This is a genomic window from Cupriavidus sp. 10L43_2 (genome assembly GCF_056395265.1).
Map to the genome: position 1 here is coordinate 66,859 of NZ_JBFTJE010000011.1, position 24,565 is coordinate 91,423.

Annotated in this window: 24 protein-coding genes; 9 read left to right on the forward strand and 15 right to left on the reverse strand. The window is 69.3% G+C overall.

Going from position 1 to position 24,565, the window contains the following annotated elements:
• Nucleotides 1-9 precede the first annotated feature (9 nt).
• The 5 genes from AC1DEL_RS16715 to AC1DEL_RS16735 all read left to right on the forward strand — a co-directional run bounded on the left by AC1DEL_RS16715 (nt 10) and on the right by AC1DEL_RS16735 (nt 5,916).
• A complete protein-coding gene (locus AC1DEL_RS16715; protein ID WP_092297281.1) occupies nt 10-921 on the forward strand; it encodes a LysR family transcriptional regulator in 912 nt (303 codons plus the stop codon).
• A gap of 103 nt (nt 922-1,024) precedes the next feature.
• Nucleotides 1,025-2,839 (forward strand): dihydrolipoyl dehydrogenase, encoded by a 1,815-nt coding sequence (gene lpdA / locus AC1DEL_RS16720; RefSeq protein ID WP_477126023.1) that lies wholly within the window; start codon nt 1,025-1,027, stop codon nt 2,837-2,839.
• Nucleotides 2,840-2,863: 24 nt separating this feature from the next.
• A complete protein-coding gene (locus AC1DEL_RS16725) occupies nt 2,864-3,793 on the forward strand; it encodes a LysR family transcriptional regulator (RefSeq protein WP_477126024.1) in 930 nt (309 codons plus the stop codon).
• Nucleotides 3,794-3,910: 117 nt separating this feature from the next.
• Nucleotides 3,911-4,651: an SDR family NAD(P)-dependent oxidoreductase gene (locus AC1DEL_RS16730; RefSeq protein ID WP_441592908.1), complete on the forward strand. Its 741-nt coding sequence runs from the start codon at nt 3,911-3,913 to the stop codon at nt 4,649-4,651.
• Between the two features lie 32 nt (nt 4,652-4,683).
• On the forward strand, nt 4,684-5,916 hold the full coding sequence (locus AC1DEL_RS16735; protein ID WP_454757699.1) for an MFS transporter: 1,233 nt from the start codon (nt 4,684-4,686) through the stop codon (nt 5,914-5,916).
• On the opposite strand, the gene AC1DEL_RS16740 is transcribed toward AC1DEL_RS16735, so the two are convergent.
• Nucleotides 5,852-6,838, reverse strand: a complete 987-nt coding sequence (locus AC1DEL_RS16740) for a GlxA family transcriptional regulator (RefSeq protein WP_477126025.1) — start codon at nt 6,836-6,838, stop codon at nt 5,852-5,854. The two genes, AC1DEL_RS16735 and AC1DEL_RS16740, sit on opposite strands and share 65 nt — an antisense overlap.
• Nucleotides 6,839-6,971: 133 nt before the next feature.
• On the opposite strand from AC1DEL_RS16740, the gene AC1DEL_RS16745 reads away from it, so the two are divergent.
• Nucleotides 6,972-7,613: an HD domain-containing protein gene (locus AC1DEL_RS16745; protein WP_092297263.1), complete on the forward strand. Its 642-nt coding sequence runs from the start codon at nt 6,972-6,974 to the stop codon at nt 7,611-7,613.
• Between the two features lie 27 nt (nt 7,614-7,640).
• On the opposite strand, the gene AC1DEL_RS16750 is transcribed toward AC1DEL_RS16745, so the two are convergent.
• The 8 genes from AC1DEL_RS16750 to tcuA form a co-directional block, all read right to left on the reverse strand.
• Nucleotides 7,641-8,081, reverse strand: coding sequence for a response regulator (locus AC1DEL_RS16750; protein WP_477126026.1), 441 nt, complete (start codon nt 8,079-8,081; stop codon nt 7,641-7,643).
• A gap of 88 nt (nt 8,082-8,169) precedes the next feature.
• On the reverse strand, nt 8,170-9,204 hold the full coding sequence (locus AC1DEL_RS16755) for a D-2-hydroxyacid dehydrogenase (RefSeq protein ID WP_092297260.1): 1,035 nt from the start codon (nt 9,202-9,204) through the stop codon (nt 8,170-8,172).
• A gap of 4 nt (nt 9,205-9,208) precedes the next feature.
• Nucleotides 9,209-10,204: a Bug family tripartite tricarboxylate transporter substrate binding protein gene (locus tag AC1DEL_RS16760; RefSeq protein ID WP_092297257.1), complete on the reverse strand. Its 996-nt coding sequence runs from the start codon at nt 10,202-10,204 to the stop codon at nt 9,209-9,211.
• 72 nt (nt 10,205-10,276) lie between these two features.
• Entirely contained in the window at nt 10,277-11,167 is an 891-nt protein-coding gene (locus AC1DEL_RS16765) for an amidohydrolase family protein (RefSeq protein WP_477126027.1), read from the reverse strand.
• A 31-nt stretch (nt 11,168-11,198) separates the two neighbouring features.
• Nucleotides 11,199-12,176, reverse strand: a complete 978-nt coding sequence (locus AC1DEL_RS16770; protein WP_092297251.1) for a Bug family tripartite tricarboxylate transporter substrate binding protein — start codon at nt 12,174-12,176, stop codon at nt 11,199-11,201.
• Nucleotides 12,177-12,292: 116 nt separating this feature from the next.
• Nucleotides 12,293-13,081, reverse strand: a complete 789-nt coding sequence (locus AC1DEL_RS16775; protein ID WP_092297248.1) for a class II aldolase/adducin family protein — start codon at nt 13,079-13,081, stop codon at nt 12,293-12,295.
• Between the two features lie 42 nt (nt 13,082-13,123).
• Complete coding sequence (gene tcuB / locus AC1DEL_RS16780; protein WP_092297245.1) at nt 13,124-14,296, reverse strand: tricarballylate utilization 4Fe-4S protein TcuB; 1,173 nt, start codon at nt 14,294-14,296, stop codon at nt 13,124-13,126.
• Complete coding sequence (gene tcuA, locus AC1DEL_RS16785) at nt 14,283-15,719, reverse strand: FAD-dependent tricarballylate dehydrogenase TcuA (RefSeq protein ID WP_477159130.1); 1,437 nt, start codon at nt 15,717-15,719, stop codon at nt 14,283-14,285. The genes tcuB and tcuA overlap by 14 nt, the downstream gene beginning before the upstream one ends.
• Before the next feature lie 275 nt (nt 15,720-15,994).
• Here tcuA and AC1DEL_RS16790 point away from each other — a divergent pair, with 275 nt between their 5' ends.
• A complete protein-coding gene (locus AC1DEL_RS16790) occupies nt 15,995-16,228 on the forward strand; it encodes a hypothetical protein (protein ID WP_092297239.1) in 234 nt (77 codons plus the stop codon).
• Nucleotides 16,225-16,623: a PIN domain-containing protein gene (locus tag AC1DEL_RS16795; protein ID WP_144196992.1), complete on the forward strand. Its 399-nt coding sequence runs from the start codon at nt 16,225-16,227 to the stop codon at nt 16,621-16,623. Before AC1DEL_RS16790 ends, AC1DEL_RS16795 begins: the two co-directional genes overlap by 4 nt.
• An 8-nt stretch (nt 16,624-16,631) precedes the next feature.
• Here the strand turns inward: AC1DEL_RS16795 and AC1DEL_RS16800 are convergent, their stop codons facing one another.
• The 4 genes from AC1DEL_RS16800 to AC1DEL_RS16815 form a co-directional block, all read right to left on the reverse strand.
• Complete coding sequence (locus AC1DEL_RS16800; RefSeq protein WP_092297234.1) at nt 16,632-17,573, reverse strand: LysR family transcriptional regulator; 942 nt, start codon at nt 17,571-17,573, stop codon at nt 16,632-16,634.
• Nucleotides 17,574-17,687: 114 nt separating this feature from the next.
• Nucleotides 17,688-18,401, reverse strand: a complete 714-nt coding sequence (locus AC1DEL_RS16805) for a 4-carboxy-4-hydroxy-2-oxoadipate aldolase/oxaloacetate decarboxylase (RefSeq protein ID WP_092297231.1) — start codon at nt 18,399-18,401, stop codon at nt 17,688-17,690.
• Complete coding sequence (locus AC1DEL_RS16810; RefSeq protein ID WP_441592904.1) at nt 18,398-19,153, reverse strand: PIG-L deacetylase family protein; 756 nt, start codon at nt 19,151-19,153, stop codon at nt 18,398-18,400. The genes AC1DEL_RS16805 and AC1DEL_RS16810 overlap by 4 nt, the downstream gene beginning before the upstream one ends.
• A 24-nt stretch (nt 19,154-19,177) precedes the next feature.
• Complete coding sequence (locus AC1DEL_RS16815; protein ID WP_092297225.1) at nt 19,178-20,197, reverse strand: Bug family tripartite tricarboxylate transporter substrate binding protein; 1,020 nt, start codon at nt 20,195-20,197, stop codon at nt 19,178-19,180.
• 98 nt (nt 20,198-20,295) lie between these two features.
• Here AC1DEL_RS16815 and AC1DEL_RS16820 point away from each other — a divergent pair, with 98 nt between their 5' ends.
• The gene (locus tag AC1DEL_RS16820) at nt 20,296-21,198 is read left to right on the forward strand and encodes a LysR family transcriptional regulator (protein ID WP_441592903.1); all 903 of its coding nucleotides are present in this window, start codon (nt 20,296-20,298) and stop codon (nt 21,196-21,198) included.
• Nucleotides 21,199-21,215: 17 nt separating this feature from the next.
• Here the strand turns inward: AC1DEL_RS16820 and AC1DEL_RS16825 are convergent, their stop codons facing one another.
• Together AC1DEL_RS16825 and AC1DEL_RS16830 are read right to left on the reverse strand one after the other, a co-directional pair.
• The gene (locus AC1DEL_RS16825) at nt 21,216-22,376 is read right to left on the reverse strand and encodes an acyl-CoA dehydrogenase family protein (RefSeq protein WP_441592902.1); all 1,161 of its coding nucleotides are present in this window, start codon (nt 22,374-22,376) and stop codon (nt 21,216-21,218) included.
• Nucleotides 22,377-22,409: 33 nt separating this feature from the next.
• The gene (locus AC1DEL_RS16830) at nt 22,410-24,548 is read right to left on the reverse strand and encodes an acetate--CoA ligase family protein (protein WP_477126028.1); all 2,139 of its coding nucleotides are present in this window, start codon (nt 24,546-24,548) and stop codon (nt 22,410-22,412) included.
• Nucleotides 24,549-24,565: the final 17 nt, after the last annotated feature.

Sequence of the window (24,565 nt, forward strand, 5' to 3'; positions counted from 1 at the left end):
TATTTGCTTATGACGCGCCAATTCGACGATCTCCAGCTCGGCAGCATCGAACTGTTCTGCCTGGCCGCGGAACTGAGCAGTTTTACCGCGGCGGCGGTGGCGGCGGGGGTCACGCCGGCGGCGGTGAGCCGCAGTGTGTCCCGGCTGGAGGAGCGCCTGGGCGTGCGGCTGTTCGTGCGGACCACGCGGCAGATCCGGCTCACGGACGAGGGGCGGGTCTATTTCGAGCAGAGCCGGCCGGCGCTGGCGCAGCTGGTGGACGCCGAGCGCCAGATCAGCGGCCAGCACGGCACGCCCGCCGGGCGGCTGCGCATCAGCCTGCCCACGCCCTACGCCCACTATCGCGTGCTGCCGGTGCTGCCGGCCTTCCGCGAGCGCTATCCCGAGGTGGACGTCGAGATCCATATCAGCAACCGCAATGTGGACTTTGCCGATGACACCTTCGACCTCTCCGTGCGCGGCCGGGCGCCCGACGACTCCACGCTGATCGCCCGCAAGCTGGAAGACGCCGAGATGGTGGTGGTGGCCACGCCCGCCTACCTGCGCAAGCACGGCACGCCGGCCACGCCGGACGACCTGCCGGCGCACGAATGCATCCAGTTCGATGTCCCGAGCAGCGGCCGGCGCCTGCCATGGATCTTCCAGCAGGAGGGCGAGACCCTGGAGATGGTGACCGCCGGCGCCTATGGCACGGCCGAGGACGCGCTGGGCGGCGCCACGCTGGCCCGCGCCGGCGCCGGCCTGTTCCAGACCTACCGCTTCGTGGTGGAGCAGGACCTGCGCGACGGCACGCTGGTGGAGGTGCTGCAGGCCTACGGTGGCTGCACGCGGCCCTTCATGCTGCTCTACCCGCACGCGCGCCACGTCTCGCGCCGGGTGCGGGCTTTCGTCGATTTCCTCGTGGACAAGTTCGCGGCTTGATCCAGGGTAAACCCCTAGCAACGCTCGCCGCGTCGGCGACATGTCTGTCTCGCGTCTCTCCTAGACTGAAGGTCTTTGTCACTCCATCTAGAAAAGGAAGACCATGGCCGCGATCGAAGTGAAGGTGCCGCAGCTCTCCGAATCCGTTTCCGAAGCCACGCTGATCCAATGGAAAAAGCAGGCCGGCGAGGCCGTGACCCGCGACGAGATCCTGGTGGAACTGGAGACGGACAAGGTCACGCTGGAGGTGCCTGCGCCCGCCAGCGGCGTGCTGGCCAGCATCGTCCACCCGGACGGCGCGACCGTGCACGCCGACGAGGTGATTGCGACCATCGATACGGAAGGCAAGCCGGGGGTGACTTCGGCCCCGGCTACCGCCGCAGCGCCGCCCAAGGCCGCACCCGCTCCCGCTGCGGCCTCCGCCCCGGCCGTGCAGGGCGGCGGCGCCGGTGCTGCCGCTTCCGCCACCGCTGACTTCGACGTGATCGTGATCGGCTCCGGCCCCGGCGGCTACATCGCCGCCATCCGCGCCGCGCAGCTCGGCAAGACCGTGGCCTGCATCGAGGAATGGAAGGACCCGGCCGGCAAGCCCCGGCTGGGCGGCACCTGCCTGAACGTGGGCTGCATTCCGTCGAAGGCGCTGCTGGCCTCGTCCGAGCACTTCGAGCAGGCCCAGCACGGGCTGGCCGAGCACGGCGTGCAGGTCAAGGGCGTGACGCTGGACCTCGGCACGATGATCGCGCGCAAGGCCGCCATCGTGGACAAATTCACGGGCGGCGTGGAGTTCCTGTTCCGCAAGAACAAGGTCACCTGGATCAAGGGCCACGGAAAGTTGCAGAGCCGCGCGGACAACGGCGTGGTCACCGTGGAAGCCAGTGAAGATGGGGGCGGGGGCGAGGGGGCGGCCAAGGCCAAGACCTACACCGCGCGCAACGTGATCATCGCCACCGGCTCCCGGGCGCGCCACTTGCCTAACGTGCCGGTGGACAACGTCATCGTCTCCGACAACGAGGGCGCGCTGTCCTTCGATGCGGTGCCCAAGAAGCTCGCCGTGATCGGCGCCGGGGTGATCGGGCTGGAACTGGGCTCGGTGTGGCGCCGGCTGGGTTCGGAAGTGACCATTCTTGAGGCGCTGCCGACCTTCCTCGGCACCGTGGACGAAGCCATCGCCCGGGAGGCCGCCAAGCAGTTCAAGAAGCAGGGGCTCGCCATCCACCTCGGCGTGCAGATCGGCGAGATCAAGCGCAGCGGCAAGGGCGTGAGCATCGCCTACACCGACCAGGACGGCAAAGCGCAGACGCTGGACGCGGACCGGCTGATCGTCTCCATCGGCCGGGTGCCGAACACGGACAACCTCGGGCTGGAGGCCGTGGGGCTGGCCGCCGACGCGCGCGGCTTCGTCCCCGTGGACGATCACTGCCGCACGTCGGTGGCCGGCATCTACGCGATTGGCGACGTGGTGCGCGGCCCGATGCTGGCCCACAAGGCCGAGGACGAGGGCGTGATGGTGGCCGAGGTGATCGACGGCCAGAAGCCGCATATCGACTACAACTGCATTCCGTGGGTGATCTACACCGAGCCGGAGATTGCCTGGGTGGGCAAGTCGGAGGCGCAGTTGAAGGCCGAGGGCCGCGAGATCCGCACCGGCCAGTTCCCGATGTCGGCCAACGGGCGCGCGCTGGGCATGGGCCGGCCGGACGGCTTTATCAAGATGATTGCCGACGCGAAGACGGACGAGCTGCTGGGGGTGCATATCATCGCCGCCAATGCGTCCGACCTGATCGCGGAGGGCGTGGTGGCGATGGAGTTCAAGGCGGCGTCCGAGGACATCGGCATGATCAGCCATCCGCATCCGTCGCTGTCCGAGGTGATGCGCGAGGCCGCGCTGGCGGTGCAGAAGCGTGCGCTGAACATGTAGCGGCCCGGTGATAAGCTGCGGGGCATGGACGCCAAGACCGCTCCGCCGCCCCCAGCCACCCACCTCGACGACCTGCTGCTGTTCCTCCACGTAGTGGAGGCCGGCGGCTTCAGCGCGGCCGAGCGCCAGACCGGCATCGCCAAATCCCGCCTCTCGCGCCGCGTGGCCGAGCTGGAGCGCGCGCTGGGCGTGCGGCTGCTGCACCGGTCCACGCAGGCGTTCGGGCTGACGCCCGTGGGCGAGGCCGTGGCCGGCCATGCGCGCCAGGCGGCGGCCCATGTGGCCGAGATTGGCGCGCTGACGCGCCAGTCGCTGGCCGAGCCGTCCGGCGTGATCCACCTCCACACCTCCGTACTGATTGCCGAGACCACGCTCGCGCCGATCCTGGCCGCGTTCGCGCGGGCGCATCCGCAGGTGCGCGTGCAGCTCACGCTGTCCAACCGCTTCGTGGACCTGACCGAGGAGCGGCTCGACCTCGTGATCCGCGCGGCGGTGGTGCCGCTGGCCTCGGAGGACGTGGTGGCGACGCCGGTCGCCACGTCGCGCTCGCTGGTGGTCGGCCATCCTGACCTGTTCCGCGACGCCGGCCTGCCCGCCTCGCTCGACGCCCTGGCCGGCTACCCCTGCCTGGCGCAAGGCACGCTGGCGCAGCCGCGCCCGTGGCAGTTCGTCGACGATGCCGGCGAGCCGTTCGACTGGCCGATCACGCCTGCGATTGCCGTGGACAACCTGATGGCAATGCGCGAACTGGCGATGCGCGGCGCCGGGCTGGCGCAGTTGCCGATGACGATGTGCCGGGACGCCATCGAAGCCGGCACGCTGGTGCCGGTGCTCGGCGCGGTACGCTCGCGCGATGCCACGATCTACGTGATGTACCCGAGCCGGCGCGGCATGACCTCCGCCGTGCGCGCCCTGCTGGCCCTACTCCGGGAGCAGTGGCCCGACGAGGGCTGACTCCCTCGCCCACCCGTTCCAGAATCGGAACGCGACGTTCCAGTCTTCCGGCTTCCCGCACCGGGGGCGCCCCGCTACCTTGTCCGTCATCGACAACCTGGTAACGGAGCAACAATCATGTCCCTGCAAGACAAGGTAGCGGTGGTCACGGGCGCCTCGCGCGGCATCGGCAAGGCCACGGCGCTGGCGCTGGCGGCGCGCGGCGCCCACGTGGCGGTGGTCTACAAGGCGCAACGCGCGGCGGCGGAGGCCGTGGTGGCCGCGATCCGGGCCGCCGGTGGGCAGGCGGACGCCTTCCAGGCCGATGTGGCCGATCCGGCCTCGGTGCGCGCGCTGGCGCAGGCGGTCGGGCAACAGCACGGGCGCATCGACGTGCTGGTCAACAACGCCGGCGTGTTCGGCGCCCGCCCGCTGGCGGAACTCGACGCGGCATTCTTTGCCGAACAGTTCGACAACAACGCGCTCAGCGTGATGCTGACGACGCAAGCCTTCGCCCCGCTGTTTGGGGATCATGGCGGCAGCATCGTCAACGTGTCGAGCAACCTCGCGCACGCGCCCACCGCGCCGACCAGTGTCTACTCGGCCAGCAAGGCCGCCGTGGACGCCCTCACCCGCGCCTTCGCCATGGAGCTTGGCGCGCGCCGCATCCGCGTCAATGCCGTCGCCCCGTTTATCACGCGCACGGACATGACCGCGGGCATTCCCGACGACGAACGGCGGCACCTCGCCGCCGAAACCCCGCTGGGCCGACTGGCCGAGCCGGAGGACGTTGCCCGCGTGATCGTGGCGCTGGCGTCTCCGGACATGGCCTGGGTCACCGGGCGGTCGATCCTTACCGATGGCGGCTTCACCGACTGACGCCGCCATCCCCCTCAGGAGTTTCCTCCCCCATGTTGTTGCCGATTCTGCTGCTGGCTGCGGCCGGCTTTACCGTGCTGACCACGGAGTTCCTGATCGTGGGCCTGCTGCCCGGGCTTGCGCGCGACCTCCACGTCAGCGTGGCGCAGGCAGGGCTGCTGGTCTCGCTGTTCGCCTTCACGGTGGCCGTCACCGGCCCGCTGCTGACCGCGCGCGTGGCGGCGCACATCGGCCCACACACCGGCCCGCACGCGCGGCGGCGCGTGTTCGTGGTCATCCTCGTGCTGACCGCGCTCTCGAACGCGCTGGCGGCGATGGCGCCGAACCTCGGCGTGCTGGCCATCGCGCGGCTGGTGCCGGCGCTCGGCGTGGCCGTGTTCTGGTCGCTCGCCTGCGAGACCGCCGTGGCGGCGCTCGGCGCGGCCCGGGCCGGGCGGGCGTTGTCGATCATGGCCTATGGCATGGTCGGTGCCACCGTGTTCGGCATTCCGCTCGGCACGCTGATCGGCGATGCCTTCGGCTGGCGCACCGCCTTCGGCGTGCTGGCCGCGCTGGCGCTGGTCAAGGCGCTGCTGCTGACGCGGCTGCCGCCCACCGCCGCCGCCACCCCGCCGCTGCCGTTCGCGGCGCAGCTACGGCTGGCGCGGCAGCCGGCCATCCTCGGGCACGTGGCGCTGTCGGTGCTGTCGTTCACGGGGATGTTCATCGCCTACACCTATCTGGCCGATTTCCTGGAGCGGCTGGGCGGGCTGTCCGGGCCGGCGGTGGGCTGGACGCTGATGGCGTTCGGCGCGATGGGGCTGGTCGGCAACCATTTCGGCGGCCGGCTGGTGGACCGCAGCGCCCTGCGCGCGACGCTGGTGTTCAGCGGCTGGCTGGCACTCAGCCTGGCGCTGGTGGCGTGGGCCGCGCCGTGGTCGCCCGCCCTGTTCGCGGTGCTGGCGGTCTGGGGCATCGCGCAATCGGCGCTGTTTATCGTCAATAACGTCCGGCTGATGCAGGCGGCACCCTCGGCGCAGGCGCTGGGCTCCGCGCTCAATATCTCGGGCGCGAACGCGGGCATCGGCATCGGGGCCATCCTGGGCGGGCGCGTGATCGACGGGCCCGGCATCGCATGGATCGGCGTGGCGGCGGCAGTCGTGGTGGCGGGGTCGGCGGTGCTGGCGTGGCGGTTGCTGGGGCGACCGACCGCGCCTGCCGTCAATCGGCGGTCGAGGCGTGACGCTTGCGATAGTCCGCAGGCGTCACCCCCACCACGCGCATGAACGCGCGGCGCAGCGTATCGACACTCGAAAAGCCGCACTCACCCGCTACCTGCTTGGGCGCGAGGTGGCCGGCCTCCAGCAGTTGCCGCGCGGCAGTCACGCGTGCTGCTTCTACCCAGCTGGCCGGCGTGACGCCGACTTCCTCGCGGAACAGCCGCGTCAGGTGGCGCGGACTCACGCCGACGCGCGCGGCGAGGCTGGGCACATCGTGGGAATCCGCCGGATGCGCGGCCACCCAGCGCTGGAGTTCCTGCAAGGCCGAGCGGTTGGCCAGCGCGGGCGCCGCACTGCGGCGGAACTGCGCCTGCCCGCCGGGCCGCTTGAAGAACATCACCAACTGGCTGGCCACGCGCATGGCGAGTTCGCGCCCGAGATCCTCTTCGACCAGCGCCAGCGCAAGGTCCAGCCCCGCCGTCACGCCGGCCGCCGTGCGCAGCTTGCCGTCGCGCACGTGGATGGCGTCGGCATCCACGGTCACGCCCGGGAAACGCGCCGCCAGCCGGTCCGCGCCCGCCCAGTGCGTGGTTACGCGCCGCCCCTCCAGCAGGCCGGCATCGGCCAGCAGAAAGGCGCCGCTGCACACCGAGCCATAGCGGCGCGCGCGCGGCGCCACGGCGCGAATCCAGTCCAGCACGATCGGTTCGGTCGGGGTCTCGCCCGCATGTGGCGCACCCGCCACCAGCACGGTATGGGGACGGGGCAGCGCCGCCCCGAGCGGGTCTTCCTCGACCAGCAGATCCGCCAGCAGCCGGACGCCTGACGAGGCCCGGATCGGCCCGCGCCGCACGCCAACCACCTGGAGTGTATAGACCTGCCGGCCGGCCTGGGCATTGGCTTCCGCGAAGACGTCGAGGGGCCCGGAGACATCCAGCAACTGCACGCCTTCGATGGCCAGCAGCACGATGGTGCGGGGGGTGGTCATGGTGAAAAATCCCTGAGCATTGCTGTCGCGTCGCGATCCGTCCGGTTTGGCCCAAAACGTCGCACTACGACGATTGAAGACATGGTACTCCCGCTCCTACACTCGTTTCAACCCCAAACGAAAGGAGCCAGCCATGCAATTCACCCTGGGCGACATCGCCATCCCTGACAGCCAATTGGCCCGCGACATCACGCAACTGGTCCGCGACACCGAATCCACGCTGCTGTTCAACCACTCGAGCCGCGTGTACTACTTCGCGGCGCTGGCCGGCAAGCAGCGTGGCCTGCCATACGACCCCGAACTGCTCTACGCGGGCACGATGTTCCACGACATGGGCCTGACGCCGGCGCACAGCAGCCCGGACAAGCGCTTCGAGGTGGATGGTGCCAACGCGGCGGCGGACTTCCTGCGCAGCCGTGGCATCGCGCAGGCGGACATCGACAAAGTCTGGACAGGTATCGCGCTGCACACCACGCCCGGCATTCCCGAGTTCATGGACCCGGTGGTGGCGCTGGTGACGGCTGGCGTGGAGATGGACGTGCTGGGCATCCGCTACGAGACGTTTGCCGATGAAGACCGCGAGCGCGTGGTGCAGGCGTATCCGCGCACCCCGCACTTCAAGGAAGACATTATTCAAGCGTTTTACGATGGCATTCGCCACAAGCCGGACACCACGTTCGGCAACGTGAAGGCGGATGTGCTGGCCGACAAGGACCCGCACTTCCATCGCGGCAATTTCTGCAGCGTGATCCGCTGCTCGCACTGGCACGGCTGAGGCCCGCGCGCCCCCCGCTCTCTATATCTATATAGAGAGATAGCGGCTCACCACGGCGCGGAGGGTCTGGAAGCTGACCGGCTTGGACAGCACCGTATCGATGCCGGCCCGGAGGCAGGCCAGGCGCGCCTCCGGGCCGGCCGTGGCCGTGATGGCGACGATGGGCAGCCGCCCGGCGCGCTTGCCGCCCTCCGCCGCCCGGATCCGGCGGGCCAGCGCCAGTCCGTCCAGCCCCGGCAGGCCCAGGTCCGTCAGCAGCAAGGCGGGCCGTGGGTCCTGCTGCACGGCGGCCCACGCTTCCTCGCCGGAGCGGCAGGGCTGGGCCACGCAGCCGCCGATGCCGGTGAGCTGGTCCTCCAGCACCAGCAGGCTGACCGGATGGTCCTCGGCCACGACGATGCGGGGAACGGGTAGCTGGGAAGACTGGGAGGGGGCAGGCACGGCGGCGGCAGGCAGGTGGCAGAACATGCTGTCATCCTGCCTGCGGAAGTCGCCGCAGAGGTGCGGAAATTTCTGCAAATGGCTGCGGAAATTTCCGAAGATGGTGTCCGATTTGTTACGACACCGCGTTGCGGAGCGGCGTCTGCGTGATCCAGCGGCCCAGGTTGTCGAGGAAGATCTCGACCACGCGCGCCGCGTTGCCATCGGAAAAGCCGGCGCTGTGCGGCGTGGCGATGACGTTGGGCAGCGTCCAGAGCGGCGAATCCGCGGGCAGCGGCTCATGGGCGAAGACATCGAGATAGGCACCCGCCAGCCTGCCGCCTTGCAGCGCGGCGATCAACGCCGGCTCGTCCACCACCTCGCCACGCGACACGTTGACCAGCCGCGCGCCCTTCGGCAGGCTGTCCAGCGCGGCGGCGCTCAGCAGCCCGCGCGTTTCATCCGTCAGCGGGCAGGCCAGCACCAGCCAGTCCGTGCGCGGCAGCACCGCCGGCACATCGGCGAAGGTCACGGTCTCGAAGCCCTCCCCCGCCGGCGTGGCGCGCTGGCGCACCACCACCACCGACATCCCGAACAGGCGCAGCACCGCGCCGATCTGCTGGCCGATCGGCCCCCAGCCGACGATGGTCGCCGTCTGGCCGTGCAGGTCGCGCGGCATGTCGGCGCCCATTAGCGGGGCCCAGCGGCGTTCACGCTGGGTGGCCAGCATCTGCGGCAGGTGCCGCGCCAGCGCCAGCAGCCCGGCCAGCGCCGTCTGCGCCACCACGCTGGCATTGGCACCCGACGAAGTCGTCACCGTCACCCCCTGCTGGCGCAGTTCGCCGAACACCGGGCGGTCGGCGCCGGCCGAGTGCGTGTGGGTCCAGCGCAGCGAGGGCGCCTCCAGCATCGCGGTGTAGAAGCGCCGCGTGGCCGGTTGCACCTCGTGCTTGGTCGAGCGCCCCGTCACATCGCGCGAGACGAAGGCGATGTCGGCGTCGATGGGCCGGGCGTCGTCCACGGCCGGCGGGGCCACGGGAACCCAGTCCCGGCCTGCCATGGCGGCGGCGATGGTGGCGGTGATCGCGTCGCCATGGGCGCGCAGCGCCGCTTCGGAGAGCAGGATGCGCACGGGCGCAGCGGAGGCGGAGGAGGCAGCGGATGCAGTCATGGCGTCAGTCTACCGTCGCTCCCGAGGCTTTGACGACCACCTTCCACTTGTCATACTCCTTGCGCGTGAACTTGCCGAACTGCTCGGGCGTGCCGCCCACCGGGTCGGCGCCCTCGCGGATCATCTGCGCCTGCAGCGACGGCAGCACCTCGTTCACGGCCTGATTCACCTGCGTGATGACGGTCTTCGGCGTGCCCTTGGGCGCGAAGATGCCGAACCACGAGCCGGCCTCGAAGCCCGGGAAGCCCTTCTCGGCCACTGCCGGCACCTCCGGCAGCGAGCGCGAGCGCTTGGCGCTGGTCACCGCCAGCGCGCGCAGCTTGCCGGCCTGGATATGCGAGATCACCGACGGAATCGTCGCGAACATGAACTGGATGCGGCCGGACAGCAGGTCGTTCAGGGCATCGGCGCCCTTGTAGGGCACGTGCGTGGCCGGCGCGCCGATGCGCTCCGACAGCATGAAGCCGGACAGGTGCGACGAGGTGCCCACGCCCGTCGAGCCATAGTTCAGCTTGCCCGGATTGGCCTTGATGTAGGCGACGAACTCCTCGAAGGTCTTGGCTGGCACCGAGGGATGCACCACCAGCACGTTCGGCACGTCGGCGATCTGCACCACCGGCACGAGGTCCGCCAGCGGGTCGTAGTTCAGCTTCTTGTAGAGCGTCTGGTTGATCGAGATCGGGCCGACCGAGTCCACCAGCAGCGTGTAGCCGTCCGCCGGGGCGCGCACCACGTACTCGGTGCCGATGTTGCCGCCCGCGCCGGGGCGGTTTTCCACCACGAACGATTGCTTGAAGCGCTGGCCCAGGTGCTGGCTCACGCTGCGGGCCAGCATGTCGGTGGTACCGCCGGCGGTGAAGGCCACCACCACGCGCACGGGCTTGGTCGGGTATTCGTCGGCGGCCTGGGCGGGGGCGGCCAGGGTGACCAGCGCGGCGCCGGCAGCCAGTGCCGCGCTCAGGTAGGGGGTCAACCATCGACCGGGGGCGAATCGAGGCATGTTGGTTCTCCTGTTGATGCGGCAGCCGTCTTCGCGGCCGCCGTCGTGGTGATAAGACGCAAAAATCAATGCTTAGCCGAAGTCGTACAGCCGTGCCGGGTTGTGCACCAGCACGCGCTCGCGGCTGCCGGCGTCCGGCAGCCAGCGCGCCAGCAGGTTGAACAGCACGCCGTCGTCAGGCATCTGGGCGGACTCGAAGTAGTTGATGTGCGGCCAGTCGGAGCCCCACACCACCTGCTCCGGGTTGGCGCGCATCAGCGCGGCGACGAAGGGATCGACCTGTTCGTACGGCGCGCCGGCGGGCTGGAGCCGGTCAGCGCCCGAGATCTTGGTCCAGGCCACCCCTTCCGCCAGCAGCGCGCAGAGCGCCTGGAAGCCGGGGTCCGCCACGCCGCGCGAGGTGGCCATGCGGCCCATGTGGTCGATCACCAGCGGCAGGCCCAGCGCCTTGAGGCGCGGGCCCAGCGTGACGAGGTCCGGCGCATGGATCCAGATCTGCGCGTGCCAGCCGCGCGCGGCGAGGCGCGGGGCCAGCGCTTCGAGCACCTCGATGCCCACGCCGTTGCGGTACACGGCGTGACCATCCACCTGATACAGGTTGATGCGCACGCCGCGCACGCCGGCGGCGTGCCAGGCGTCCAGCTCGGCGTCCGTGGTGTCCGGCGACGGCACCACGATGCCGCGCAGGCGCGTGGGGTACTGGCGCAGGGCGTCGGTCACCACGCTGTTGTCGGTGCCGCTGGCGCTGGCCGTGACGAGCACGCCGCGCGTGAGCCCGAGTTCGTCCAGATGGGCGATAAAGGCGTCGGCGGGATGCTCGGCCGGCGTGTAGCTGCGGTCCATCGCGAGCGGATAGCGCGCGAACGGGCCGAACACGTGGGCATGGCTGTCACAGGCGCCGGCGGGCGCGCGGAACACCGGTGCGGTGAGGGTCTGGAGCGGGGGCAGGCAGGGGCGGGTCATGGTCGATGGCGTCCGGTCGATACGTTCGGCGTTATTCCGGGGCCTTCAGGCGCCCGGCGGCGGCCAGCGTCTGCGCGCGGGCATCCTCGCGTTGCAGCGAGGCCAGCAGTTCCTGCGGCGACGAGGCCTGCGCCACGCTGCCCACGGTCAGCAGCCGGCTCTTGACGGCGCCTTCGGCCAGCACCTTGCGCAGCGCACTGTTCAGCGTCTCGATGACCGCTGCCGGCGTGCCGGCCGGGGCCAGCAGGCCCGTAGCCGTGGTCGCCTCGAAGTTGGCCAGCCCGGATTCGCGCAGCGTGGGCACCTTCGGCAGCGCGGCATCGCGCTCGCGCGACATCACGGCCAGCGCACGCAGGGCGCCGGACTGGATATGCGGTGCCGAGCTGGTGAGCTGGTCCACCACCATGTCGATCTGGCCGCCCATGAGGTCGATCAGCGCCGGCGCGGAGCCCTTGTAGGGCACCTCGTTCAACTGGATCCTGGCGGCGTCCTCGAGCTGGAGCGTGGCCATGTGGTTGGTGGTGCCGGGGCCGGCGTGGCCGGTGGTGGTCTTGCCGGGGTTGGCACGCGCGTGGGCCAGCAGCGCGCCGATGTCCTTGAAACGCGTGTCGTTGCCCTTCACCACGATCACCAGCGCCGTGGTGGACACCAGCCCCACCGGGCTGAAGCTGGCCAGCTTGAAGCTGGTGCGCGTCATCTTCGGCAGCACCACGATGGCGTTGGGCGTGGTCACCAGCAGCGTGCTGCCGTCCGGCTCGGCGCGGGAGACCGCCGTCGCGCCGATCACGCCGCCGGCGCCCGGGCGGTTATCGACGATGACGTTGCGGCCGAGGCTCTGCTCCAGCGCCGGGGCGATGGCGCGGGCCACCACGTCCAGGTTGCCGCCCGGGGCGAACGGCACGACCAGCGTGATCGGCTTGTTGGGCAGGCCGCCTTGCGCGCGGGCCGACATGACATAGGGGGCGACGCCGAGCGCAAGCATTTGCGCCAGCAGGGTTCTGCGTTTCATACATCTCACTCCGTTCAGGGCTTTCTTCTGACCTGATTCATCGTTCAAGGCGAGGCCGCCCTGCAATCCCGTTCCATGCGGCCCCTGGGGGACTCCGCCGCCGTCTGATTTACGTCTTAGTCGCGGTAGCTGGGGTCCAGGCGATCGAGCTTGCGCAGCAGCGCCGGCCATTCCATCACGCCGTACGGACGGCGCGTGCCGGGCTGGTAGTTGTTCCAGGTTTCCTGCAGCACGTCTGCCGGCACATCGCGCAGCGGCGTGCTGCACGACATCGCGGCCACCTGCGAGCGGCAGGCCAGCTCCAGGCGGTGCATCCAGTTGAAGGCTTCGCCCACGGTGTTGCCCACGGTCATCGCGCCGTGGTTGCGCAGGATCAGCGCCTCACCCGTGCCCAGGTCGGCAATCAGCGATTCCTGCTCGGCGGTGTCCAGCACCACGCCCTGGTACTCGTGATAGCCGATCTTCAGGAAGCGCATGGCGGTCTGGGTGATCGGCAGCAGCCCGCAGTCGAGCGAGGAGATGGCCATCGATGCCCAGCTATGGGTGTGGATGACGCACGCCACTTCCGGGCGCGCGTGGTGGACGGCGCTGTGGATCACGTAGCCGGCCTTGTTGATGCCGTAGCCGAGGTCGCCGAAGTCCGGCTTGGCGAGGATCTTGCCGTCGTGGTCCACCTTGATCAGGCTGGACGCGGTGATCTCCTCGTACATCATGCCGTAGGCATTGATCAGGAAGGCGTTCTCCTCGTCCGGCACGCGGACGGAGATATGGTTGGCCATCATGTCTGCCATGCCATACAACTCCACGAGGCGGTAGCAGGCGGCCAGGTCCACGCGGGCCTGCCACTCCGCCTCGCTGCACTGGCCGCGCATCGACGGAATGTTCAGCACACCGGGCTTTGTCATGATGAGTCTCCTTTGGGGATGGTTGGATTCTGTGCGAGCTTGTCAGTCTGCGCCGAGCGCGAGATCGCTAGGCCGACGCTTCTCGATATTCCACTTCAGCAATGCCGCGCTGCGGAAGATGCCGTGGGCGAACTTGCCGTACGGCAGCGTCAGGAACAGCGCCATCACGATGCCCAGGTGCACGGCCAGCAGCGCGGCCATGGCGGACGTGTCGCGCCAGGCCAGCAGCGCCAGGCCGCTGGCGCTGGTCAGGAACAGCAGCGCGATGAAGCCACGGTCCATCGGGCGCTGGCTGGCATCGCCGGTATTGGGGTCGCGGCGCAGGTTCAGCCACAGCAGGCCGGCCGGGCCAACCAGCAGCCCGATGCCGCCCGCGATGCCCAGCAGCACCGGCAGGCTCGTCACCGGGTACGGCGCGTGGTAGTCCAGCAGGTAGTGGTACAGCGTGGCCACCGTGGTGGCGGCGAAGCACAACATGAAGCCGTAGAACGTGAAATGGTGGAAGCGGCGGCGCGCCAGCGTGAAGGCATCGTCGGCATTGTTGCAGCCCTGGCCATGACCGCCGTCGAGGTACTTGAGCCGCAGCGCGTCGTGCGCGGCGCCGCCAACAGCCGAACCGCGTGACTCGCCCGGCCGCGTGCCCGGCGAGACCTGCCGCCAGAAGCGCGTGACACCCACGCCCAGCGCGCCGATCGCGAACAGGAACACCACGCCGAACATCGCCGCCAGCAGGTTGTGCGGGAAGATCGCGTAGAAATTGCCGGCCAGCGGTGCATGCAGCAGGCTGCCGCGCATGGCGAGCACCATCAGCAGGAACAGCGCCAGCCCGCCGGACAGCGCCAGCGCCGTGGTCAGGCCGGCGCGGCGGTACAGCCCGCCCAGCGCAGCCGGGAACGCGTAGTCGCCATAGGTCTGCACGCGCACCTTGGCCATCGCCTGGGGGATGTTCACCGCGAACTCGTGCGGCGGCGCGTACTGGCAGGCGTGGTAGCAGGCGCCGCAGTTGTGGCAGAGGTTGGCCAGGTAGTGGATGTCCGCCTTGGGGAACTCCAGCCGGCGCGTCATGGCCGGGAACACGGCGCAGAAGCCCTCGCAATAGCGGCAGGCGTTGCAGATCTGCAGGGTCCGGGCGACTTCGCCCTCGTCGGCGGTCAGCGGCAGCACGCCCTGTGCCAGCGCCGCCGCCTCGCGCGTCAGCGCTTCAAGATGTTGCATGGTCGAATTCCTGTGATGCACGGGCGCGTTGGCCCTTTGCCGGGGCGAGTGCCGCCTTGGCTGCCTGCGTGCCGGCGATGCGGCCGAACGCCGTGCCGATGGCCATCCCCACGCCGGCCGTATAGCCCTTGCCGAGCACGTTGCCGGCCATCATCTCGCCGGCCACGAACAGGTTGTCGCTGGGCTGGCCGCCGAAATGCACGGCCGAATCCTCGTTCACCTTCAAACCCAGGTAGGTGAAGGTGATGCCGGGGCGCAGCGCGTAGCCGTAGAACGGCGCGGTATCCAGCGGGCGGGCCCAGTGGGTCTTGGACGGGGTCACGCCCTCGGTGTGGCAGTCGTCGAGCACGGTGTGGTCGAACTTGCCCACGCGGCAGGCGGGGTTGTAGTCGTTGATCGTGCGCATGAAGGTGGCTTCGTCGAGGCCGAGCTTGCGCGCGAGTTCCGGCAGCGTGTCCGCCTTCACGCCCGGGAACACTGGCGGCATGAAGCGGCCCACGGCCTTGGCGTCGATGATCGAGTAGCCGATCTGCTGCGGCTGCTGGGCCACCAGCCGGCCCCAGATCGCATAGCGCTTGGGCCAGAAGTCCTCGCCTTCGTCGTAGAAGCGCTCGGCATTGGCGTTCAGCACCACGCCCAGGGACACGCAGTCGATCCGCGTGCAGATGCCGCCGTCGTAGAGCGGCGCGCGGGCGTCGATGGCCACGCAGTGCGACTGGGACGGATCGCCGATGGCATCCGCGCCCGCCTCGATCATGTATTTCAGCAGCACACCCATGTTGAAGCGCGTACCACGGATCAGGAAGTTGTCCGCCGGCCATTCGCCGCGCTCGTTCTGGCCCCAGGCCTCGCGCAGCCATTCGCGGTTCGACTCGAAGCCGCCGGCGGCCAGCACGCAGGCGCGGGCCTCGATCCGCTCGGCGCCGATGCGCGCCGCCACGAAGCGGCCGCCATCCAGCTCGATGGCATCGACCGGCGCGTTGTAGCGGATCTGCACGCCGAGCTGCTCGGCGCTGCGGTAGTAGGCGTTGACAAGGGCCTTGCCCCCGCCCATGAAGAAGGCATTGGTGCGCGCCACGTGCAGCGCGCCCGAGAGCGGCGGCTGGAAGTGGACGCCATGGCTGCGCATCCAGTCACGGCAGTTCGACGAGGCCCGGATGGCCATCCGGGCCAGCCGCTCGTCGGTCAGCCCGCCGGTGACCTTGAGCAGATCCTGCCAGTACTCCTCCTCGGGGTAGGCATCGATCAGCACGTCTTGCGGCGCGTCATGCATGCAACGCAGGTTACGGGTGTGCTGGGAGTTGCCGCCGCGCCATTCGCGCGGGGCGGATTCGAGCAGCATCACGCTGGCGCCGGCCTCGCGGGCCATCAGCGCAGCGCACAGGGCAGCGTTGCCGCCGCCAATCACAAGGACGTCGATCATGGCCGGGCGCCCTCGCGGGGAGTTTGAGTGGGGTTGGACACGACTTTTTCTATGGCTTCGGGAGTCTGAGCCGGACTGTATCCGCCCGCCGGACCGCTGCTAACCCCTTGATGGGCATGGGGGTATCACGATTTGTGATGGGGGTCCGGGGAAGTTCCGGGCCAGTCCGGGGAAATTTCAGAGCTGTCTCATAGGCAAGGGGCTCGCGGTGGGGGAAAGTTGCGTTGGCGGCACCTTCCAGGTGCCCGCTTCCCCGACTTTTGGAGTCCAAGACCATGAACGAACATCCCACCGACCCGGCCACCCTTCCCGAGCCGCCCAAACCCTTGACGATTGAGGAAATAGACGATGCCATCGGCGACGCCATTGTTGAATCGGTGCTCCGGAAACTCAATGGGCCGTACGAGGACGACCCGGACGACGGGCCGCTGAGCCCCGAGGAAATCGCGGACATTGAGGCGCGGCTGGAAAAGGTGTTGCAGAGATATGCTGCGGAGGAGCGCCAATGATAGGACTCGACACTTGTGTGCTAGTCCGGCACTTCACGCAAGACGATACCCCTCAGGCTCGACACGCCAGCCGCGTGATCGCATCGTTTTCCAGTGGGTGCCGCGGTTTTGTGCCGCTGGCCGCCCTCGTTGAACTCGTCTGGGTGCTCAAGAAGCGATACGCCTTCACCCGCAAGCGCATCACGCGCGTGCTGGTGGCCTTCCTCGAATCCCACTGGATCGTCCTGGAATCGTACGCAACCGTATGCCGTGCCATGGTCCGCTACGGGAAGACAGGCATCGACTTCGGCGATTGCGTCATTCTGGAAAGCTGCCAGAGCATGAGATGCAGATTCATCTACACGTTCGACAGGCGCGCGTCACGCGTGCCTGGCTTCCGCCGCGTTCCAGACTGAGCCGCATGTCACCCCTCGATCAACCGCGCCCCTCTCCACCCCCCGGACTTCACCAGTCCGCGGGCGGTGTCGGCCAGCACCACCCGCAGCGCCAGGGCGGCGGGCGACAGTTCGTCGTCGGACAGGCTGCACAGCAGGTTGCGCCGGCCCACGCTCGGGTCGTCGATCTGGGCGAGGTGGAAGCGCGTGGCGGCGTCCGGGTACCGTCCTACCGCCGCCCAGGGCTGGAGCGTGGCGCCGAAGCCCATGTCCACGGCGGACATCAGCATCGCCAGCGAGTCCACCTCCTGGATCACGCGCGGCGCCACCTTGGCGCGGGCGAACGCGGCGTCCAGCGTGCTGCGCAGGCCGTGCACGCCGGTCGGCATGATCAATGGCACCTCGGCAAGGTCGGCCATGCCAAGCTGGGTGGGCGGCTCCGCCTTGCCCTGGGGCAGCGCCTGCCGGGACTGGATCAGGAACAGCGTCTCCTCCAGCAGCGGCAGCACGGTCCAGCGCCGGGCGGCATGCGTGTCGAACAGCACCGCGAGGTCGAGCTGGCGGGCGTTGAGCATGGCGGTCAGGTGGCCGGACAGGCTTTCGACGATATGCAGGCGCACATCGGGGTAACGCTCCCGCATGGCGCGGATCAGCGGCACGCCGATCACCGACGCCGTGGTCGGCGCCAGCCCCACGCTCACGGTGCCGGAAAGGCGCGCGTGATGGGCCGCGCGCCGCGCCTGCTCGGCATGGCGCAGCGTCAGTTGGGCTTCGTGGAAAAAGGCCAGGCCGGCCTCGGTGGGAGTCACGCCCTGCGGCGTTCGGCGCAACAGCCGGGTGGAAAGCTCGCCTTCGAGCCGGCTGATCTGCTGGCTGACGGCCGACTGCACCATGTCCAGCTCGAGCGCGGCACGGCTCATGCTGCCAAGCTCGACCACCCGGACGAAATACTGAAGCTGGCGCAGTTCCATCGGTCTCCCCCGTTCTCGCGGATCCCTGCCGCGCCGGCGGGATTCGACCTGTTGTTCCGGGGTCTTATACCAGATGTACGGGGGCCGCGCGTGGCGCGGGCACCCCGGGCGCCGTCAGGCTTCGTCGGCGCCGCTGTACCAGTCCACGGTCTGGTCGAGGTAGACCAGACCCTTGGCCGCGAGGGCCGGGCGCATGTTGTACATGTCCACGCCGAGTACGCCGGAGGCGAGTTTGTCGCGCTTGGACAGCTCCAGCGCCTCGCGCTCGGCCGCCTTTTGCGCGATGTCCTGCGCCTGCGGGCGCGCCACCACGACCACGCCGTCGTCGTCCGCCACGATCACGTCGCCCGGCCGCACAGTGGCGCCGGCGCAGACCACCGGCACGTTCACGGCACCCACGGTTTCCTTCACGGCGCCCTGCGCGTGCACGGCGCGGGACCAGACCGGGAAGCCCATCGCGTTGAGGGTGCTGACATCGCGCACGCCGCCGTCGATGATCAGGCCGCGCGCGCCGCGTGCCTTCAGCGACGTGGCCAGCAGGTCGCCGAACAGGCCATCGGTGCAGTCGCTGGTCAGGGCCACCACCAGCACGTCGCCCGGCTGGATCATTTCCACGGCCACGTGGATCATCCAGTTGTCGCCGGGGTGCATCAGCGCGGTCACGGCGCTGCCGGAGATCGCCGTGCCGGACTGGATCGGCCGCAGGTACGGCTTCATCAGGCCGGTGCGGCGCTGCGCCTCATGCACCGTGGCCACGCCCAGCTTGCCGAGCGACTCGATCGCGGCGGGTGCCGCGCGCAGGATATTACGGTAGGCAATCGTCTTCATGCCAGTACCTCCGAAACTTGGGGAAACACGCGTGCATAGCCTTCGCCGTACTGCACCTTGCGATCGGAATTCCGCGTGGCCTGCGCCCCGCGCTGGAGCGCCACCCGGGTGTAGTACTCCCACAGGTGCTCCTGCGCGGCCATGGTCGTGAACGCGCGCTGCTTCTTCTCCCAGACAGAGGAGATGTCCAGCAGCACGTCCGGCTTCCAGTTGCACTGCTCAGGCTGGTGCGGCTCGAACAGGAACACCGGCGGCGCGCCGATCACCGGCACTTCGGGCTTGTAGCCGTGGGCCTGGGCGATCACGCGTGCCTCTTGCGCCACATGCGTGGCGAGCGGGTGGTCGAAGTTGTAGATGTCCTCGCGCGAGTGGCTCAGCACCAGTTCGGGACGGATGTCGCGGTAGATGTCGGCCAGACGCAGCAGCGCCTCGTCGGGCACGCGCATCGGATAGTCGCCGAGGTCGAAGCACTCCAGCGTGCCACCGAGGATCTCGGCGGCGCGCTGCGCCTCTTCATGACGGGCGGCCTTCACGCGGTCCATCGTCATGCCCGGCTGGCGCCACATCTTGGCCGATTCGCCGCGCTCGCCGAACGACAGGCAGACGATGCGCACGTGGTAGCCGCGCTCGGCGTAGAGCGCGATGGCGCCGCCGGCGCGCCAGACGAAGTCAGCCGCGTGGGCGCTGACAACCAGGATGGACGGCTGGGTAGCCGCGGCCGTGGCAGTGGAAGGAGCAGTGTTTTGGGACATACCTAATACCAGTCAGGGTGAGACTCAGTCGGCCGTGATACCGGCCTTGCGGATAACGCCCGCCCAGGTCGTGGTTTCGGTGCGCACGAACTGGCCGAAGGCTTCCGGCGTGCCGGGCAGGATGGTCACGCCCAGTTGGGTGAGCTGCTTGCGCACGTCGGCGTCGGCCAGCGCGGTGTTGGCGGCGGCATTGAGCTGCTTGATGATCGCGGGCGGCGTCTTGGCGGGCGCCACGAGGCCCCACCAGACCGAGGCGGTGAAGTTGGGCAACCCTTCCTCGCGCGAGGTCGGCACGTCCGGCAGCAGGGCCGAACGCTTGGCGCTCGCCACGGCCAGCGGGCGCAGCGTGCCGGCGTGGATATGGGTGATGACCTCGAGCGGGTTGATCGGCATAAAGGTGATCCGTTCGCCGAGCAGGTCGGTGATGGCGGGGGCGCCACCCTTGTACGGCACGTGCAGCACGTCGATGCCGGCGGTGTCCTTGAGCATTTCGCCGGCCAGATGGCCGGAACTGCCGTTGCCGGCGGACGCGTACGCCAGCTTGCCGGGCTGGGCCTTGGCCTGGGCGACGAGGGTCTTCAGCGAGTCGATCTTCGACTTGGCCGGCACCACCACGACCAGCGAGGCCTCGCCCACACGCGCCACGGGCGCGAAGTCGGTGGCGGGGTTGAACGACAGCTTGGCGAACAGCGCCGAATTGGTGGCGAGGCTGTTGGACGCCATCATGATCGTGTAGCCGTCAGCCGGCGACTTGGCGACGATGTCCAGGCCGATATTGGTGCTGGCGCCCGGGCGGTTGTCGACGATGATCGGCTGCTTGAGCGCCTGGCTCATCTTCTGGCCGACGGCGCGCGCCACGATGTCCACCGCGCCGCCGGCGGCGTACGGCACGACCAGACGGATGGGCTTGTCCGGATACGCCTCGGCGGCCTGCGGGGCCGAGACGGCCAGGCCAAGGGTGGCGGCCAGCAGCGTGGCGAGCGAGTTGATCAAGAACGGGCGGCGCGCGCCCTGCGAAACACGACGACGAGCGGACCCGCGCATTGTCTTCTCCAGGTTTCTTTTAAGTGCGCCCATTCTGTGCAGCCGTCGTGATACTGTCCAATATGTTTTCAGGTGGCTTGTTATTTCGATTTCGAATCATGGATTTTCGCCAACTCCGATATTTCGTGGCCGTAGCCGAGGCGTTGAGCTTCAGTGAAGCCGCCCGCAAGCTGCATGTGAGCCAGCCGCCACTCAGCATCCAGATCAAGGCTTTGGAGGAGGAATTGGGCAGTGCGCTGCTCGAACGCTCCCGCCATCACGTGGCGCTGACGCCCGCCGGGGCGCTGTTCCTGGACAAGGCCCGCGATGCGCTGGCCACGCTGGATCAGGCGCGCGAGGTGGTGAAGCAGGTGGCATCGGGCGATGCCGGGGAGATTCGGGTGGGATTCACGGCATCCGTGCCGATGCATGACGTCTTTCCGCGCGCCGTGCATCAGTTCCGCGAGGCACACCGCAACGCCACCCTCCAGTTGGTGCATATGTCGACCGGGCAGCAACTGCAGCAGCTTGAGCAGGGCGAGATCGATATCGGCTTCCTGCGGCCGTCGCCACAGTTTCGGCCACCGGCCAGCATCACGGTGCGGGAGGTGCTGGCAGACCGCCTCGTGGCCGTACTGCCGGTCAGCCATGCGCTGGCGCGCGAAGGGAGCGATGACCGGGATGGCGCTGCAGGTATCGACATCGCCGAGCTATCCGCCGAGCGCTTCCTGCTATTCCCGCGCGGGCTGGGCTGCGGGCTGTTCGACCATGTGACCACGCTGTGCAACCGGGCCGGCTACGCGCCCAACGTCGCGCAGGAGGCGCGCGAGGCCACGACCATCATCGGGCTGGTGGCCAGCGGCGCCGGGGTGTCGGTGCTGCCCGAGATCTACGCGCGCACCGGCATTCCCGGCGTGGCCTACCTGCCGCTGGCCGGCCCGGACGCCGGCAGCCGGGTCCTGATGGCCCACCGCGCCGGCGCCCTGTCGCCGATCATGGCGCGGTTTATCGGCTATTTCTGATCGAACGGACGAAGCGATCAGGCCCGTGCCTTCTCGGGCCGCTGCGAGAACGTCCGCTCGAACACCGATTCGGCGATGCGGTTCTTGAGGATCTCGATCGACCCGCCGGCGATCATCCAGCCGCGGCAGCGGCGCTGGCAGTACTCCACCAGCGCTTCCTGGCTGTAGCCCATGCCGCCCATCACCTGGATGGCCTCATTGGCGATGTCGAAGCCAGCCTGGTTGCAGAACGCCTTGGCAATCGCGGTTTCCTCGGCGGACGGGATGCCGCTGTCGGCATTGGCGGCGGCACGGTAGAGCAGCAGCTGGCCGGCATCGAGCTTCATCTTCATCTCGGCGAACTTCCATTGCAGGCCCTGGAACTCGCACAGCAGGCGTCCAAACTGCTTGCGCTGCATGGCCCACTGGCGCGCTTCCTCGTAGGCATAGCGGCCCAGCGCCAGCGAGCGCGCCGTGTTCCCCATCCGCTCCACGTTGAAGCCGGCAATCTGCTTCTTGAAGCCGCCCTCGCCCAGCAGCACGTCCTCGGGCGCCACGTACACATCGTCGAAATAGATCTGTGCCCACTCCTCGCCCGACATGAACTTCGAGCGCTGGCCGATGCGTACGCCCTGCGCCTTGGTGTCGATCAGCACCGAGCCGATGCCGCCCACGCCCGGGCCGAAGCGCACGTAGGCCAGGATCACGTCCGCATGGGGGCCGTGTGTGGTGAAGACCTTGCTGCCGTTGATGCGGAAGCCCGCGCCGTCCGGCGTGGCGCTGGTTTTCAGCTCGGTCACGGCGGAGCCGGCCTCCGGCTCGGTCATGCCCACCGAAATCAGCGCGCTACCTTCCAGCAGCGGGGCCAGCCACTTGGCCTTCTGCGCCGCCGAGCCGTACTCGGCCAGCACGCGGATCGCGCCGAAGTTGCCGGCCTGGATCACGTCGGCACTGCGCGGGCAGTGCGCCGCCACGGCCTGGATGGCGATGATGGCGTCCATCAGCGTGCCGCCCTGCCCGCCGTCGGCCTCGGCAATGGTGATGCCGAGCAGGCCCTGCGCGGCCATCTTCTTCGCCACGTCCCAGGGGTAGGCATCCGTGTGGGCGCGCTGGTGGGCGCCGGGGCGCAGTTCCTTCTCGGCGAAGCGGCTGACGGCGTCCTGAAACTCCTGCTGTTCCGGGGTGAGTGTGAAATTCATGTCCAGTCTCCGAATTTTAGAAATTTGTGATGATTACGACGCATCTGGCGTGGCGCTGAGCCGCAGCACGCAGTCGACACCGACCACGCCCTCGGCGCGCACGAACAAGGGGTTGATCTCGGCTTCGTCGATGCGCACGCCCTGCACCACTGCCAGCCGCGAGAAATCGACGATGGCGCGCGCCAGCGCATCCACATCGCCACGCGGCAAGCCCCGGAAGCCACGGATCAGGCGTGTGGAACGCACCTCGCCGATCATGTCGCGGGCTTCCTCAAGGCTGACCGGCGCCGGCCGCAGGCTCACGTCCCGGTGCAATTCCGCCGTGATGCCGCCCGCGCTCAGCATGACCATCGGGCCGACCAGCGGGTCGTGCCGATAGCCGAGCATCAGTTCCAGCAGCCGGTGTTCCATGCGCTGGACCAGAATGCCGTCCAGCCGCGCGGCGGGGACGCCCCGCCCGGCGTTGTCGACCAGCCGCGCCGCCGCGCGGGCCAGTTCCTCGTTGTCCCGCACGCCCACTTCCACGCCGCCGATTTCGGTCTTGTGCAGGATGTCGCGCGAGCAGATCTTGGCAACCACCGGGTACGGCACCGCGTGTTGCAGCGCGTTGGGCTGCACCAGCGCCATCGGGGCGATCGGCACGCCCAGTTCGCCAAACGCGGCGGCGGCTTCGAACTCGGACAGGTCGCCATGCGTCGGCAAGCTAGCGGGCCACGCCACGGGCTCGGGCGGCGTGCCAGCGTCCAGCGGCGTGCGTGCGGCGCGGAACAGGCAGGCCAGGGCGTCCGCGCAGGATTCGGGCGTGCGGAACGCCGGCACGCCGGCTTCCTGCAACAGCGTCAGCGACTGCCCGGCCTCCGGGGCCAGGAAGGCCAGCAGCGGCTTGCCCTGCACCGCCGAGGCCTCGACGATCGGCCGCACCGCGTACGCCGGGTGGAACTGCGCCGACGAACCCGCCACGCACAGCACCGCATCGCACCAGTCACTCTGGAGCATCTGCTCCACGAGGTCGCGGTACTGCGCCGGCGAGGCGGCCAGCGTCAGGTCGAGAATCGGCGTCTGGCGGATCTTCAGGCCGCGCGCGGCCATGTGTTCGATGAACGCCGTGGGCGGCGCCACGGCCTCCACATCGGCCAGGCCGAGCCGGTCCACCACCGTGGCCGCGCCGCCGCCCGTGGTGGTGACCACCGCGATACGCGGATTGCGGTCCAGCGGCGGGATGGCGCTGGCGTAGCGGCGCGCCAGCGGTGCGGCCTCGAACAGCGTCTCCAGCATCTCCACGCGCATCGCGCCGTGCTTGCGCAGGAAGGCATCCACGGCGGCGTCGTTGCCAGCCAGCGCGCCGGTGTGGGACTGCGCCAGCGCCTCGCCCTGCGCGGAGCGGCCCAGCTTGTAGACCAGCACCGGCTTGCCGGCGGCGCGGGCGCGGCGCAGGGCCGGGCCGAGCACGGCGGCGTCGCGGATGGTCTCCAGGAACAGCAGGATCACCTCGGTGGCGCTGTCATCGACCATCAGGTCGACCAGTTCGCCCACGCCGATGTCCGCCTCGTTGCCCACCGACACCAGCTTGGCGAAGCCCAGCCCGCGCGCCGCGCCGCGCGACAGCAGCGCGCCCAGCATCGACCCGCTCTGCGAAATCACGCTGATGCCGCCCGCGTGCAGGGTGTCGGTCTCCAGCACGGCGTTCACGGACAGGATGGCGCCGCTGTGCACGTCCACCACGCCGATGCTGTTCGGGCCGAGCAGCCGCACGCCCAGCTCCCGGGCGCGCAGTGCCAGCGCCTGCTGGGCGGCCATGCCGGCCTCGCCAAGTTCGGCAAAGCCATCGGAAAACACCGTCACCACGCTGGCGCCGCGCGCGGCGCATTGCTCCAGCACCTCGGGCACGTGGCGGCCCGGCACCATCACAAAGGCATGGTCGATGGTCTCCGGCAGCGCGGCCACGCTCGGGTAGGCGGGCAGGCCCATCACCTCGGTGCGGCCCGCGTTGATCGGGAAGATGCGGCCCGAATAGCCGTGCTTGCGCATGAAGCGCAGCGGCCGGGCGGTGTTCTTGCTCTCGTCGGCCGAGGCGCCCACCAGCGCCACGGCGGCTGGCGTGAACAGCGCCCGGGCCAGCGCGCTGCCGGTCACCGTCGCGTCCGGCGCCACGTGTTCGTCCACTCTCGTCATATCGGTATCTGTCTGTA

Excerpts from the sequence above, each read along its gene's own strand:
- AC1DEL_RS16715 (WP_092297281.1), top strand. The coding sequence starts at position 10 with ATGACGCGCCAATTCGACGATCTCCAGCTCGGCAGCATCGAACTGTTC.
- lpdA (WP_477126023.1), top strand. The coding sequence starts at position 1,025 with ATGGCCGCGATCGAAGTGAAGGTGCCGCAGCTCTCCGAATCCGTTTCC.
- AC1DEL_RS16725 (WP_477126024.1), top strand. The coding sequence starts at position 2,864 with ATGGACGCCAAGACCGCTCCGCCGCCCCCAGCCACCCACCTCGACGAC.
- AC1DEL_RS16730 (WP_441592908.1), top strand. The coding sequence starts at position 3,911 with ATGTCCCTGCAAGACAAGGTAGCGGTGGTCACGGGCGCCTCGCGCGGC.
- AC1DEL_RS16735 (WP_454757699.1), top strand. The coding sequence starts at position 4,684 with ATGTTGTTGCCGATTCTGCTGCTGGCTGCGGCCGGCTTTACCGTGCTG.
- AC1DEL_RS16740 (WP_477126025.1), bottom strand. The coding sequence starts at position 6,838 with ATGACCACCCCCCGCACCATCGTGCTGCTGGCCATCGAAGGCGTGCAG.
- AC1DEL_RS16745 (WP_092297263.1), top strand. The coding sequence starts at position 6,972 with ATGCAATTCACCCTGGGCGACATCGCCATCCCTGACAGCCAATTGGCC.
- AC1DEL_RS16750 (WP_477126026.1), bottom strand. The coding sequence starts at position 8,081 with ATGTTCTGCCACCTGCCTGCCGCCGCCGTGCCTGCCCCCTCCCAGTCT.
- AC1DEL_RS16755 (WP_092297260.1), bottom strand. The coding sequence starts at position 9,204 with ATGACTGCATCCGCTGCCTCCTCCGCCTCCGCTGCGCCCGTGCGCATC.
- AC1DEL_RS16760 (WP_092297257.1), bottom strand. The coding sequence starts at position 10,204 with ATGCCTCGATTCGCCCCCGGTCGATGGTTGACCCCCTACCTGAGCGCG.
- AC1DEL_RS16765 (WP_477126027.1), bottom strand. The coding sequence starts at position 11,167 with ATGACCCGCCCCTGCCTGCCCCCGCTCCAGACCCTCACCGCACCGGTG.
- AC1DEL_RS16770 (WP_092297251.1), bottom strand. The coding sequence starts at position 12,176 with ATGAAACGCAGAACCCTGCTGGCGCAAATGCTTGCGCTCGGCGTCGCC.
- AC1DEL_RS16775 (WP_092297248.1), bottom strand. The coding sequence starts at position 13,081 with ATGACAAAGCCCGGTGTGCTGAACATTCCGTCGATGCGCGGCCAGTGC.
- tcuB (WP_092297245.1), bottom strand. The coding sequence starts at position 14,296 with ATGCAACATCTTGAAGCGCTGACGCGCGAGGCGGCGGCGCTGGCACAG.
- tcuA (WP_477159130.1), bottom strand. The coding sequence starts at position 15,719 with ATGATCGACGTCCTTGTGATTGGCGGCGGCAACGCTGCCCTGTGCGCT.
- AC1DEL_RS16790 (WP_092297239.1), top strand. The coding sequence starts at position 15,995 with ATGAACGAACATCCCACCGACCCGGCCACCCTTCCCGAGCCGCCCAAA.
- AC1DEL_RS16795 (WP_144196992.1), top strand. The coding sequence starts at position 16,225 with ATGATAGGACTCGACACTTGTGTGCTAGTCCGGCACTTCACGCAAGAC.
- AC1DEL_RS16800 (WP_092297234.1), bottom strand. The coding sequence starts at position 17,573 with ATGGAACTGCGCCAGCTTCAGTATTTCGTCCGGGTGGTCGAGCTTGGC.
- AC1DEL_RS16805 (WP_092297231.1), bottom strand. The coding sequence starts at position 18,401 with ATGAAGACGATTGCCTACCGTAATATCCTGCGCGCGGCACCCGCCGCG.
- AC1DEL_RS16810 (WP_441592904.1), bottom strand. The coding sequence starts at position 19,153 with ATGTCCCAAAACACTGCTCCTTCCACTGCCACGGCCGCGGCTACCCAG.
- AC1DEL_RS16815 (WP_092297225.1), bottom strand. The coding sequence starts at position 20,197 with ATGCGCGGGTCCGCTCGTCGTCGTGTTTCGCAGGGCGCGCGCCGCCCG.
- AC1DEL_RS16820 (WP_441592903.1), top strand. The coding sequence starts at position 20,296 with ATGGATTTTCGCCAACTCCGATATTTCGTGGCCGTAGCCGAGGCGTTG.
- AC1DEL_RS16825 (WP_441592902.1), bottom strand. The coding sequence starts at position 22,376 with ATGAATTTCACACTCACCCCGGAACAGCAGGAGTTTCAGGACGCCGTC.
- AC1DEL_RS16830 (WP_477126028.1), bottom strand. The coding sequence starts at position 24,548 with ATGACGAGAGTGGACGAACACGTGGCGCCGGACGCGACGGTGACCGGC.